Raw genomic sequence first — 13,479 nt, 5'->3', positions numbered from 1 at the left:
TTTAGGAGCTGAAAACATGCCTTCGTATTTAGAAAAGCGGTCCATACGCTATCCGATTTTTGGATTGATGGGCATAACAGTGGTGCTTCTCGGTATATTGGCGTACTACAATTGGCTTTTTGCACTAATTGGGCTGTTTCTGGCCATCCTTCCTTTCTACTATCTTTTTCAGCTGAATCAGAAGCATAGGAAGGAGACGGAAGAATACATCTCGACCCTTTCCTACAGGGTGAAAAAAGTCGGCGAAGAAGCTCTGATGGAAATGCCGATCGGGATCATGCTCATTAATGATGATTATTACATTGAATGGACCAATCCCTTTTTAGCATCCTGCTTCGATGAAGATACGCTAGTCGGAAGATCGCTTTATGATGTCGCGGATTCGCTTGTTCCGCTGATCAAACAAGAAGTGGAAACCGAAATCATTACCCTTCATGACCGCAAATTCCGGGTGATCCATAAACCGGAAGAGCGCCTATTATACTTTTTTGATGTCACGGAACAGACAGAAATTGAAAAAATGTATCAGGAAGAACGGACGGTTATCGCCATTATTTTCCTTGATAATTATGATGAGCTGACTCAGGGGATGGATGACCAGACAAAAAGCAGCCTCAATAGCCTGGTGACCCAGATATTGAATAAATGGGCACAAGACAATGGGGTCTTCTTGAAGAGAGTCTCGTCTGAGCGGTTTATCGCCGTATTTAATGAACATATTCTGCAGCTTCTGGAAAAAGGGAAGTTCACTATTCTCGATGATGTCCGGGAAACCACTTCCAAGCAGAACGTTCCATTAACGTTAAGCGTGGGCGTCGGAACAGGGGTTTCTTCCCTTCCTGAGCTCGGTTCACTGGCCCAGTCCAGCTTAGACCTGGCATTAGGCCGCGGCGGAGACCAGGTGGCCATCAAACAGACAAACGGGAAGGTTAAATTCTTCGGGGGGAAAACCAATCCTGTTGAAAAAAGAACACGGGTCCGTGCACGCGTGATTTCCCATGCGCTGAAGGAATTGATTTCCGAAAGCGATAAAGTGATTATCATGGGCCACAAAAGCCCGGATATGGATGCGATTGGAGCGGCCATCGGGATTCAGAAAGTGGCGCGCCTGAATCAGCGTGAAGGCTACGTGGTTGTGAATTTCAATGAACTCGATACAGGCGTCAGAAGAATGATGAAGGAAATTGAAAAGAATGAAGAGCTCTTTTCTAAATTCATTACCCCGGAACAGGCGATGGAAATTGCAACAGACGATACCCTGCTCGTGGTCGTTGACACCCACAAGCCATCCATGGTGATTGAGGAAAAGCTGCTTCATAAAATTGAACATGTTGTCGTCATCGACCATCACCGCCGCGCTGAAGAGTTCATTCATAATCCTCTGCTGGTTTATATGGAGCCATATGCCTCCTCCACAGCAGAACTTGTGACAGAGCTTCTGGAGTATCAGCCGAAAAACGGCAGAATTGAAATGCTGGAAGCAACGGCCCTGCTTGCCGGGATTATTGTCGATACGAAGAGTTTTTCACTGCGGACAGGATCCAGGACGTTCGATGCGGCTTCCTATCTGCGCGGACAGGGTGCAGATACCGTGCTCGTCCAAAAGTTCTTAAAAGAGGATGTAGATACCTACATCAAGCGGGCTAAGCTGATTGAAACCGTTCAATTTTACAGAGAAGGAATTGCGATTGCAAAGGGACAGCCGGATCAGATATTTGACCAGGTTCTGATTGCCCAGACAGCAGATACCCTGCTGACGATGGATGGTGTGGTTGCTTCATTTGTCATTTCAAACCGCTCTGAAAACATGATAGGGGTCAGCGCACGTTCCCTCGGGGATATCAATGTCCAGGTGATCATGGAGAACCTTGAAGGCGGCGGTCACTTAACTAACGCTGCCACGCAGCTTCATGATGCAACACTTGATGATGTTGAGGTCCGATTAAAAGAGGCTATAGATGAATACTTTGAAGGGAGAAAAAAAGAATGAAAGTAATCTTTTTAAAAGACGTTAAAGGCAAGGGCAAAAAAGGCGAAGTGAAAAATGTAGCAGATGGCTATGCACATAACTTTTTAATTAAGCAAGGGCTTGCTGTCGAAGCAAACCAGGCGAATGTCAGCAGCCTGAACGCCCAAAAGAAAAAAGAAACTAAACTTGCAGAAGAAGAATTGGCTGATGCAAAAAAACTAAAAGAAACACTTGAAAAGCTGACGGTTGAATTTACAGCAAAATCAGGTGAAGGCGGCCGCCTTTTCGGCTCCATCACAAGCAAGCAAATTGCTGAAGAGCTTCAAAAGAAGCACAGCATCAAAATCGACAAGCGCAAAATTGAAATGGAAGATGCGATCCGCACACTCGGATACACAAAGGTTCCAGTCAAGCTTCATACTGAAGTAACAGCAACATTAAACGTACATGTAAAAGAAGCTTAAAGTGAAACTTCAATTAGTTAGAATGCGATAAACTAATATTGGAAGTGGCTTTTGCCGATAAACATGTTAAAATAAAAGGGTTGATTAAAAATGTGATCAGTTTCGGCTGGTCACATTTTTTAAAGGGAAATTTAGAGAATTTATATAGATATAGTATTGCTTTATAGATAACTGTCCAGCTTCACAAGGAACGCTTCGACAGCATTATCATCATATGACTAAGAGCTTTAGCTTTTAGAAGGAGCGCCTACCCTCGTGTTCACAAGCCAAGGCAGCGAACGCCTTTCTGTGAGGCTTGTCTTGTGCTTGGCGGGGGTGACGAGGGCGCTTGTGCATTTCTTATTAGGAGGTTTAAACAGATGAGTGATTTATTTGCGGATCGGCTCCCGCCTCAAAATATTGAAGCGGAACAGGCAGTGCTTGGGGCAATCTTTCTTGAACCCTCCTCTCTTACACAAGCATCAGAGATTTTGATACCCGAGGACTTCTACCGTGCGGCACACCAGAAGATTTTCAATGTGATGCTGAAGCTGAGCGACCAGGGAAAAGCGGTCGACTTAGTGACCGTGACAGAAGAGCTCAGTGCAGCGAAACTGCTGGAGGATACCGGAGGGGTCAGCTATTTAAGTGAATTGGCCGGTTCTGTTCCAACAGCAGCGAATATCGAGTACTATGCAAAGATCGTTGAAGAAAAGTCACTGCTTCGCAGGCTGATCCGGACGGCGACGGGCATTGCCCAGGACGGCTATACACGGGAGGATGAAGTAGAAGTTCTGCTGGGAGAAGCTGAGAAAAATATCATGGAGGTCGCACAGCGCAAAAACGCAGGTGCCTTTCATAATATTAAGGATGTTCTGGTCCGGACCTACGATAATATTGAGGAAATGCATAACCGTAAAGGAGATATTACAGGGATTGCGACTGGATTCGCCGAGCTGGATCGCATGACTGCCGGCTTCCAGCGAAATGACCTCATCATCGTCGGTGCCCGCCCTTCCGTAGGTAAAACAGCCTTCGCCCTGAATATCGCGCAAAATGTGGCAACAAAAACCGGGGAAAACGTCGCGATCTTCAGCCTTGAGATGGGTGCCGAACAGCTTGTCATGCGTATTCTATGTGCAGAAGGAAATATAGATGCACAAAGGCTTCGTACCGGCTCCCTGACAGATGAGGACTGGGGAAAGCTGACCATGGCAATGGGAAGCCTATCAAATGCAGGAATTTTTATTGATGATACCCCTGGTGTCAGAATCACAGATATTCGCTCTAAGTGCCGCCGTTTAAAGCAGGAGCATGGGCTTGGCATGATTCTGATCGACTACCTGCAATTAATCCTGGGAAGTGGACGTTCTGGCGAAAACCGCCAGCAGGAAGTTTCTGAAATCTCACGTTCCCTTAAGCAATTGGCCCGTGAACTTCAGGTCCCTGTTATCGCACTGTCCCAGCTTTCCCGTGGTGTGGAACAGCGACAGGATAAGCGCCCGATGATGTCGGACATCCGTGAATCGGGAAGTATTGAGCAGGATGCCGATATCGTGGCATTCCTATACCGCGATGACTATTATGACAAAGAATCCGAAGATAAAAATATCATCGAAATCATTATCGCCAAGCAGCGTAACGGCCCGGTTGGAACCGTTCAGCTGGCATTCGTGAAAGAGTATAATAAATTCGTAAACTTAGAGAAACGTTTTGATGATTCCTTTGCGCCGCCTGGTGCATAAAGAGGGCCTGCATTTTGCATGTCCTCTTTTTTATTTGAATTTCTGATTTTCATATTTTCATGGTTTTACGAACATATTTTTATATTTTTATTAAAAATGTTCGTGTTTTATTGACTATCACACATCACCTTGATAAACTAAAGTGGTTGAAAAAAGTTACTTAATTAAAAATGATTTTATAGAATTTTAAAACCATGGGATTCCCGGAGGTGCTTTTTTAATGTCATCAGTAGTAGTAGTTGGAACACAGTGGGGAGATGAAGGGAAAGGAAAAATTACAGACTTCCTTTCTGAAAATGCAGAAGTCATCGCACGCTACCAAGGCGGAAACAATGCAGGACACACAATTAAATTTAATGGTGAAACATACAAGCTTCATTTAATTCCATCTGGAATATTCTATAGCGATAAAATTTGCACGATCGGAAACGGAATGGTTGTCGATCCAAAAGCGCTTGTAAAGGAATTGGCGTATCTTCATGACAAGGGAGTTACAACAGACAACCTGCGCATCTCAAACCGCGCACATGTCATCCTTCCATATCACCTGAAGCTTGATGAAGTGGAAGAAGAACGCAAAGGCGCTAACAAGATTGGTACAACGAAAAAGGGTATCGGCCCTGCTTACATGGATAAAGCAGCACGCAACGGAATCCGCATCGCGGACCTTCTTGACCGTGAAGTGTTTGAAGAAAAGCTTGCGCGCAACCTTGAAGAAAAGAACCGCCTGCTTGAGCGCTTCTATGAAACAGAAGGATTCACCATCGAAGAAATCTTAGATGAATACTATGAGTATGGCCAGCAGATCAAGCATTATGTCTGCGACACTTCTGTTGTGCTTAATGACGCATTGGATGAAGGCCGCCGTGTGCTTTTCGAAGGTGCACAAGGAGTTATGCTTGATATCGACCAGGGTACTTACCCATTCGTTACATCCTCTAACCCTGTGGCTGGCGGCGTAACAATCGGTTCTGGTGTCGGCCCTACAAAAATCAAGCATGTTGTGGGTGTATCTAAAGCCTATACGACTCGTGTAGGTGACGGCCCGTTCCCAACTGAACTTGATAATGAAATCGGCAGCCAGATCCGTGAAGTAGGCCGTGAATACGGTACAACAACTGGCCGTGCCCGCCGTGTCGGCTGGTTCGACAGCGTGGTTGTCCGCCATGCCCGCCGTGTCAGCGGTATTACAGACCTTTCTCTTAACTCCATCGACGTATTGACTGGAATTGAGACATTAAAAATCTGTGTAGCATACCGTTATAATGGGGAAGTAATCGAAGAATTCCCTGCAAGCTTAAAAATACTGGCTGACTGTGAGCCGGTATACGAAGAGCTTCCAGGCTGGACAGAAGACATCACAGGCTGCAAATCACTGGATGAGCTTCCTGCGAATGCCCGCCACTATCTGGAGCGCGTTTCACAGCTGACTGGAATTCCATTATCGATCTTCTCAGTTGGTCCGGACCGCACACAAACAAACGTAGTCCGCAGCCCGTGGAGACAAAACTAATACTTGATTGGAAAGCCCTAATGCGAATTAGGGCTTTTTTTTGTGGGGCAGGTTCAAATTTGGATAAGGAAAGGGGAAAATGAGGGGAAGCGAGTCCGAAGCAGACTCACACTCGGACAGGAGAGCAAGAAATCAGAGAAACCGATACCGGACTTGGCTTTAATTTGAAAAGAATTGAAGTTTGAGGAATAATCCGTGAAAATTGGGGAAAGGAGTCCATAAACCAGGGAAATGAACCTTTAATCTGAGGAAAGCAACACTCAAACGCGGTTTCCAGTCCGAGATCAAACACATCCATCTCAGGCATTCAACTAAAATAAATTTTTATAAAAAAGTTATTGCGCTTTTATAAAACTCTATGATATTATAAAAAGCGTCGCCAAGGTGGCAAGCTTGGTGACACACATAGCATGAGCCATTAGCTCAGTCGGTAGAGCATCTGACTTTTAATCAGAGGGTCGAAGGTTCGAGTCCTTCATGGCTCACCATTTATATTTATTTGGCCCCTTGGTCAAGCGGTTAAGACACCGCCCTTTCACGGCGGTAACACGGGTTCGAATCCCGTAGGGGTCATGGCGAATAACCGTCAGCAAACGGCTGGCAAGCCCAGCTTACTTGCTGGCGGTTATTATTTGGTCCGGTAGTTCAGTTGGTTAGAATGCCTGCCTGTCACGCAGGAGGTCGCGGGTTCGAGTCCCGTCCGGACCGCCATTTACATATATAGCCTCAAAACTAAATAAGGCTTAGTAGATCAGTCGGTAGAGCACGACCGAATAAGCTACCTTGAATTACTTCAGCGTACCGATTGATAAATCGGAACGAAGGACGAAGCCAAACATTATTTAGGCAATATAACTTAATAAGGCTCAGTAGCTCAGTCGGTAGAGCAAAGGACTGAAAATCCTTGTGTCGGCGGTTCGATTCCGTCCTGAGCCATTCCAAAAAGGAGTATGTAACCAAACATGCTCCTTTTTGTTACATTATTGTAATACAAGCAGGTTGGCGCTGCGTGGCCGTGTAATTAAGCACTTCCCTAACTCCTCTTCTTTCGCATCACTAAAAAACCTCTATAAATAGGGATTATTTCCTATCTTCTTTTCGACAAAAACTTCCTAAGCTTTGTTGTTAATAGTCATAAAATGTCAGCTATTATACATTTTTATTACATTCCCGAGTCTAATAATCTATTTGCTTTGCTGTATGGTAAAGTAAATATTGTGAAAAAATCAGGCTGACAAATTCGTAGTTACATAGCACTAAATGAAAGTGTCTTTTGTTACCGTAGTCTAGGGGGATGTAACCATGTTCAAATGGGTGAAGAAAGTAACCTCAGCATCAGAATCTACAGCGAAGAGCTTAAATAAAACCATAAATAGAACGATTGCTGCTGGTTTGGCAGCGGCGGCTTTAACTTTTGCAGGCGGTGTTTCCGCTTCTGCCAATGATGATAGACTTGTGACGGTTTATTATGTCTATATGGGTGACGAATATATCGGAACGGTGTCAGATAAGAAAGTCATTGAGGATATGGCCGATAAAAAGATCAGTGAGGCAGAAGGTTCCCACAAGGGATTAAAGCTGGCGCTGGCAACTGAACTATCTTTTATTCCTGAACAGGTTTTTGAGTCCAGTTCAGAAGTGAATGAATCTGAAGCGCTCAATGGATTAAAAGATAAGATGGAAGTACATGCCGAAGCGGCAGCACTAGTCATTGGCGGCAAGGAAGTGGCTTATGTTGAAAATGAGGAGCAGGCCAAAGCGGCTCTTCAGAATATCAAGACTTCCTATGTATCAGAGAAAGATCTAAAGGCTCTTGAGGAAAGAAAGGCATCTGCTAATACTCCTTTACCTCAGCTGAAAGAAAATGAAACACGTCTTTTAGATGTCCGTTTTACGGAAGATGTATCCATCTCTGAAACAACCGTTAAACCGGATCAGATCATCAGTGCAGATGAAGCGGTGAAGCTTCTCCAAAAGGGAACTCTTGAGGAAAAGAAATATGAGGTTAAAGTAGGTGACGCACTAAGCAATATCGCGAGTGCCCATAACCTTGATATGAACCAGCTGATTGAGCTGAACAGCGGACTCAAGGAAGATTCCCTTATCAAAGCAGGTCAGGAATTAAATGTGACTGTCTACAAACCGTATGTAAAAGTGATAGCAGATAAGGAAGTTTTCAAGAAAGAAAAAATCGATTATGAACAAGAAGTCATTGAAGACAGCAGCATGCCTAAAGGTGAAACGAAAGTAAAGCAAGAAGGCAAGGAAGGCGTTCGCGCTGCAACCTATCTGATTTCCGAAGAAAACGGACAAACGGTCAAAAAAGAAGTAAAAGAAGAAAAGGTTCTCGAAGAGCCTGTGAAACAAATTGTCATCAGGGGAACCAAGGTCATTCCATCCCGCGGTGAAGGCAGCTTTGCCTATCCTGCAGTCGGCGGCTATATCTCAAGTAAAATGGGATACCGCTGGGGGAAAATGCATAAGGGAATTGACATTGCAAGACCAAGCGACCGGACGATAAAGGCTGCTGATAATGGAACGGTTGTCTCTGCAGGAAGGGATGGTGGATATGGCAACAAAATCGTCATCGACCATAATAATGGCTTCCGCACGGTTTATGCCCATCTCGACTCCATCAGTGTCAGTGTTGGCCAAACCGTTTCAAAGGGCTCAAAGATCGGTATAATGGGGTCCACTGGAGATTCAACCGGTGTCCACCTGCATTTTGAAGTATACAAAAACGGAAAAATGCAAGATCCGCTTAAATATATAAAGTGAAACTTCAATCAGTGGGGGCGTACTTTTCCCCACTGATTGTTAGTTGAACCAATCGGGCCATTACGGGCAGTTTGCTTCCACCTAGCCCTCCTTTGATACTTCACAGACTTGAAGGTAGGGGCTTACTGCCCGTTAGACTGCGATAAATAAATAATTCATGCTAAAAAGTCTCTAGCTTTCATGCTAGAGGCTTTTGTAGTTAAGAATAATATAAAAAATAGCACCAAAGTTTTACAGGCCTTTGCTAATAGGTGAATTCCCACTGTTAAAATGGTAAAGTAAAGTAGATAACATATGTATGAAACTGACTTCTACTGCTCCAAAAATAAATAAATGAGCAAGAAAAAGGAGATAGGTATGGATAAAAAAATTCTGGTTGTAGACGATGAGAAACCAATTGCAGATATACTGCAGTTCAATTTGAAAAAAGAAGGCTATGAAGTGGTGTGTGCCTATGATGGCAATGACGCACTCGAAAAAGTAGAAGAAATCAAGCCGGACCTGATTCTGCTTGATATCATGCTTCCGCAGCGGGACGGCATTGAGGTTTGCCGCGAAGTGCGCAAGAAATATGATATGCCAATCATTATGCTGACAGCAAAGGATTCTGAAATTGATAAAGTTTTAGGCCTTGAGCTCGGTGCAGATGACTACGTTACAAAGCCGTTCAGTACGAGAGAATTGATTGCGCGTGTGAAGGCTAATATGAGGAGACATCAGCAAATAGCTTCCAAGACGGAAGAAGAGGACGAATCCAACGAAATTGAAGTTGGCTCCTTGATTATTCATCCGGATGCCTATGTGGTTTCCAAGCGCGGTGAGACGATTGAATTAACACACCGTGAATTTGAGCTTCTTCACTATTTGGCCAAACATATTGGACAAGTCATGACAAGGGAGCATCTCCTTCAGACTGTATGGGGCTATGATTATTATGGTGATGTCCGCACAGTGGACGTAACCGTAAGGAGACTGCGGGAGAAAATCGAGGATAATCCAAGCCACCCGACATGGATCGTGACAAGAAGAGGAGTCGGATATTACTTGCGGAATCCTGAACAGGAGTAAAAGGGTACATGGAAAAGGTTGGTTTTTTTCGGTCCATTCATTTGAAGTTTGTGATCATATATGTTCTTCTCATCCTGGTAGCGATGCAGATTATCGGGGTCTACTTTGTCAGGCAGCTGGAAACGACCTTAAAGGACAATTTTAAGGATGCCATTCAGGAAAGGGTTAATCTCCTCACCTATTATGTGGAGGAACAAATGACCAAGGTGAGGCTTCCTGATGAGGAAACCCCATCCCAGGAGGAAGATATCAGAAGGCTATTAAGTGATTACAATTCGGCGGATATATCTGAAGTCCGTGTGATTGATGAATCACTGAAAATACTTGGCACCTCTGATCCCGATAATCAGGGGGTTGTCGGGGGGAGGTCTACTGATAATCTGATCAAGATGGCCATAGCCACTAAGCAACCGGTAACGGAGGATCTGGTTGACCAGGGACAGCGGATATGGGTTCTAGTCACGCCTATTAAAAATAACGGGGAAGTCAATGGAGCCATCTATCTGGTTGCAAAAATCGAGAACATCTATGAACAGATGAGGGAGATTAATAATATTTTCACTACCGGTATAGCCATTGCGTTAGCAATCACAGCGATTCTGGGGATACTCCTTGCCCAGACGGTGACACGCCCGATTTCAGATATGCGGAAACAGGCGCTTGCCATGGCAAAAGGGAACTTCTCCCGCAAGGTTAAGGTTTATGGGTATGACGAAATTGGCCAGCTGGCCATTACCTTTAACAGTTTAACAAAGAAACTTCAGGAAGCTCATGCTACAACAGAAGGCGAACGGCGAAAATTGTCCTCGGTTCTTTCCTATATGACCGATGGCGTCATCGCAACCGACCGCAAAGGGCGTGTTATTTTAATTAACGAGCCTGCTGCAAAAATGCTGAATGTTTCACGTGAAACGGTCCTGTCTTCCCCGATTGTTTCTCTGCTGGGCCTTGAAGAGGATTATACCTTTGAAGAGCTTCTGAACGAGCGGGATTCGGTCATCCTGGATTACAGCAGCAAGTCGAAAACACTGATCCTTCGCGCTAATTTTTCGGTTATCCAAAAAGAAACCGGATTTGTAAACGGCTTAATTACCGTTTTGCATGATATCACCGAGCAGGAGAAAATTGACATGGAACGCCGCGAATTTGTGGCAAATGTATCTCATGAACTCAGGACGCCACTGACCACGATGAGAAGCTATCTGGAGGCTCTCGCGGAAGGCGCCTGGAGAGATGAGGAGATTGCCCCAAACTTCCTGGATGTCACCCAAAATGAAACAGAGAGGATGATCCGCCTGGTCAATGATCTGCTGCAGCTGTCTAAAATGGACAGTAAGGATTACCGCTTGACCAAGGATTGGACTGATTTCATTTTCTTCTATAATAGAATTATAGACCGTTTTGAAATGACGAAGCAGCAGAATGTTACGTTTGAAAGAAAGCTTCCGGACCATTCGGCTTTTGTGGAAATAGATGAAGACAAGCTCACCCAGGTGCTGGACAATATCATCTCAAATGCACTTAAATACTCTCCTGAAGGCGGAAAAGTGACGTTCAGCATTGAAGAAAAAGATGAATTTATTATTGTCAGCGTTTCAGACCAGGGTGTGGGAATACCGAAAGAAAATATTGATCAGATTTTTGAGCGTTTTTACCGGGTGGATAAAGCCAGGACAAGAAAGCTTGGCGGAACCGGACTTGGATTGGCCATAGCGAAAGAAATGGTGGAAGCGCATGGCGGGAAAATTTGGGCAGCGAGTACAGAAGGGAAAGGGACAACGATTTCATTTAGCCTTCCATATGTCCGCTCGGAAGAGGATGATTGGGAATGAGTTATGAAAATATAAAAACCATCATACTGACCATTCTAGTAGTGACAAGCGCCCTCCTGACCTGGAATCTTTGGACCTACCAGCCGAACTTTGAACGGATTGAAAAAGAATCGAATACCGTTCAGGAAGTAACAATAGCGGAAAAAAAAGAAGTGAATCAGATTGTGAGACCGGACACTCTCTTATTCCATCTTGGGGAAAAAAAGACCTTTGGTACTGTCAGCCCCGGTGAAATTGATAAAATCATGAAGGAAATCAGCGATTGGAATTTTGCTGACTTTGAAAACATTACAGAGGAAGCGGGCATTCTTCCTTCGTTTGTACATGATGAAGGAAAAGCTGTTCTTGCGTTTCCGGATTCTGTTCCGATTCAATTATACAAATCAGTAATTAAAATTGCTGATAAGAATCTGACTGATTTTCAGTTTGACCATATTGTCATTGATACTAGGCAATTGGAGAAAAAGGATGGTATTGTCGATTTTGTTTCTCTGGATAACCGGCAGGTGTATAGGAGCCGTGTCCCTGTTTCCTTTATTCAGAATTTCAAAAGCCAATTCTTCAATTTATCCGAGTACAACCCTGAATATAAAGCCTATTTTGCTTATAAGCCAACTGATGAAAGAACCATCTACCTGCCTTCACAGGATACAAAAATGGCGAGGTACCAGTATTTGGAGAAAAAATTGGACTCTGAACAATACAAAAATGCTTTATTCAGTGACCCAAGTGTTGTGCAGAAAAGCTTTCAGCAATCAGAGGATGAGTATAATGATACCTTAAGCTTGTTGAGGGTAAACTCCGACAAAAATACCCTTCGATATATAAAACCGGCTGCCGGGGATAACACTACTTTTGCGTCAGGCGACCTGCTGAAAAGGAGCATTGATTATATTAACGGACATTCGGGGTGGACAGACAATTACCAATTTGCCGAAATTGATGAGCTGAATCATAGAGTGGTATTCAGGATGTATGAATCTTCAGGTTATCCAATTTTCAGCGATGATCCAAAAATATCCGAAATCCGCCAGATTTGGGGGCAAAATGAGATTTATGAATATTTTCGGAGCAATTTCCAGCTTGGACTGAGTGCCGAACCTCCATCAGAAGTATCTCTAAGCTCGGGGGCTCGAGTTATGGAATACTTGTTAGGGATAGAAGGGTTTGATCCGGAATTGCTGGAGAATGTAAAGCTGGGGTATAAGATGATGCTCGTCAAGGAAGCACAGACCACCTTCATCCGTCTGGAGCCTTCCTGGTATTACCGGTATGAAGGAACTTGGAAAAGCATTTCGCTTGATGAGACAGGGGGCATGAATAATGGATTGGAGTAAGATCAAAACAATCTTTATTTTAACCTTCCTGGTGCTGGACATTTATTTGATGTACGAGTTTTTTAAATTGAAGGAAGCCAGTGAATTTGAACCGATTGAACAGGCCTCCCTGGAAAAACAGCTTAAGGATGCTGATATCACATTTGATGAGCCCCTGCCGAAAAGCAACCCGAAAGACCGGTATTTGAGGGCTAAGCCGGTTGAATTTGATATTGAAGATCTTGAAGGAGATACAAGGCTGGAGGGACAGGAAATTACGATTACAGAAGGGACTACTCTGAATTCTGTCCTGGATGAGTCGATCAAGATCAGTGACAAATTCAGTCCTTCCGAATTATCGGCCTTTATCAAAAACAGGGTGTTATTCGGTGAACAATACCGCTTCTGGGAAAAACCTGAAAACAGTAATAGAATCACGTATTATCAGGAATTTGAAGGCAAGATGTTTTATATGAATTTAAATGGCGAGCTTACATTTTATTTGAATGATGAAAATGAAATTGTCTCTTATAAGCAAACGCTCCTGACAAAGATTGAGTCGAAGGAAGAAAGTGAAAAAGTTATTCAGCCGATAAAGGCCGTTGAAACACTTTACAAGAACGGCTCACTGCAGCCGAAATCAAAAATTACAAATGTAGAGCTTGGTTATTTTACCTTTGTGCATTTGAGCTCTTCGCAATTGTTAACGCCTGCCTGGCGATTTGTCATTAATGACGAGGAGAATTTATTTGTTGATGCCTTTGAGGGCAAAATCATTAAGCTGAACAACGAAGAGAAAAAAATAGTGGAGTGAG

At 43.9% G+C, this 13,479-nt stretch carries 9 protein-coding genes and 4 tRNA genes; all 13 read left to right on the top strand.

Going from position 1 to position 13,479, the window contains the following annotated elements; genetic code table 11:
- Positions 1–16 precede the first annotated feature (16 nt).
- Positions 17–1,990, top strand: a complete 1,974-nt coding sequence (locus tag ACR42H_RS26720; protein WP_113885490.1) for a DHH family phosphoesterase — start codon at positions 17–19, stop codon at positions 1,988–1,990.
- Complete coding sequence (rplI, locus tag ACR42H_RS26715) at positions 1,987–2,433, top strand: 50S ribosomal protein L9 (protein WP_436374337.1); 447 nt, start codon at positions 1,987–1,989, stop codon at positions 2,431–2,433. Before ACR42H_RS26720 ends, rplI begins: the two co-directional genes overlap by 4 nt.
- Before the next feature lie 359 nt (positions 2,434–2,792).
- Complete coding sequence (dnaB, locus tag ACR42H_RS26710) at positions 2,793–4,157, top strand: replicative DNA helicase (protein ID WP_113885492.1); 1,365 nt, start codon at positions 2,793–2,795, stop codon at positions 4,155–4,157.
- Positions 4,158–4,377: 220 nt separating this feature from the next.
- Positions 4,378–5,670, top strand: a complete 1,293-nt coding sequence (locus ACR42H_RS26705) for an adenylosuccinate synthase (RefSeq protein WP_436374335.1) — start codon at positions 4,378–4,380, stop codon at positions 5,668–5,670.
- Positions 5,671–6,082: 412 nt separating this feature from the next.
- Positions 6,083–6,158: transfer RNA gene (locus ACR42H_RS26700), tRNA-Lys, on the top strand.
- 13 nt (positions 6,159–6,171) lie between these two features.
- A tRNA-Glu gene (locus tag ACR42H_RS26695) sits at positions 6,172–6,243 on the top strand.
- Between the two features lie 61 nt (positions 6,244–6,304).
- Positions 6,305–6,381, top strand: a tRNA-Asp gene (locus ACR42H_RS26690).
- A gap of 152 nt (positions 6,382–6,533) precedes the next feature.
- Positions 6,534–6,606, top strand: a tRNA-Phe gene (locus ACR42H_RS26685).
- Positions 6,607–6,972: 366 nt separating this feature from the next.
- Entirely contained in the window at positions 6,973–8,448 is a 1,476-nt protein-coding gene (locus tag ACR42H_RS26680) for a peptidoglycan DD-metalloendopeptidase family protein (protein ID WP_436374333.1), read from the top strand.
- A gap of 357 nt (positions 8,449–8,805) precedes the next feature.
- Positions 8,806–9,516, top strand: coding sequence for a response regulator YycF (gene yycF / locus ACR42H_RS26675; protein WP_436374331.1), 711 nt, complete (start codon positions 8,806–8,808; stop codon positions 9,514–9,516).
- Between the two features lie 8 nt (positions 9,517–9,524).
- Positions 9,525–11,348, top strand: coding sequence for a cell wall metabolism sensor histidine kinase WalK (gene walK / locus ACR42H_RS26670; protein ID WP_436374329.1), 1,824 nt, complete (start codon positions 9,525–9,527; stop codon positions 11,346–11,348).
- A complete protein-coding gene (locus ACR42H_RS26665) occupies positions 11,345–12,685 on the top strand; it encodes a YycH family regulatory protein (protein WP_436374327.1) in 1,341 nt (446 codons plus the stop codon). Before walK ends, ACR42H_RS26665 begins: the two co-directional genes overlap by 4 nt.
- A complete protein-coding gene (locus tag ACR42H_RS26660) occupies positions 12,672–13,478 on the top strand; it encodes a two-component system regulatory protein YycI (protein WP_436374325.1) in 807 nt (268 codons plus the stop codon). The genes ACR42H_RS26665 and ACR42H_RS26660 overlap by 14 nt, the downstream gene beginning before the upstream one ends.
- Position 13,479: the final 1 nt, after the last annotated feature.

This window comes from Cytobacillus sp. BC1816 (assembly GCF_051353635.1).
Lineage (GTDB): Bacteria > Bacillota > Bacilli > Bacillales > Cytobacillaceae > Cytobacillus > Cytobacillus oceanisediminis_C.
This window is presented reverse-complemented; position numbering and strand designations above follow the sequence as displayed.

Coding starts and splice junctions, on each gene's coding strand:
- ACR42H_RS26720 (WP_113885490.1), top strand. CDS start 17: ATGCCTTCGTATTTAGAAAAGCGGTCCATACGCTATCCGATTTTTGGA.
- ACR42H_RS26680 (WP_436374333.1), top strand. CDS start 6,973: ATGTTCAAATGGGTGAAGAAAGTAACCTCAGCATCAGAATCTACAGCG.
- dnaB (WP_113885492.1), top strand. CDS start 2,793: ATGAGTGATTTATTTGCGGATCGGCTCCCGCCTCAAAATATTGAAGCG.
- ACR42H_RS26665 (WP_436374327.1), top strand. CDS start 11,345: ATGAGTTATGAAAATATAAAAACCATCATACTGACCATTCTAGTAGTG.
- rplI (WP_436374337.1), top strand. CDS start 1,987: ATGAAAGTAATCTTTTTAAAAGACGTTAAAGGCAAGGGCAAAAAAGGC.
- ACR42H_RS26660 (WP_436374325.1), top strand. CDS start 12,672: ATGGATTGGAGTAAGATCAAAACAATCTTTATTTTAACCTTCCTGGTG.
- ACR42H_RS26705 (WP_436374335.1), top strand. CDS start 4,378: ATGTCATCAGTAGTAGTAGTTGGAACACAGTGGGGAGATGAAGGGAAA.
- yycF (WP_436374331.1), top strand. CDS start 8,806: ATGGATAAAAAAATTCTGGTTGTAGACGATGAGAAACCAATTGCAGAT.
- walK (WP_436374329.1), top strand. CDS start 9,525: ATGGAAAAGGTTGGTTTTTTTCGGTCCATTCATTTGAAGTTTGTGATC.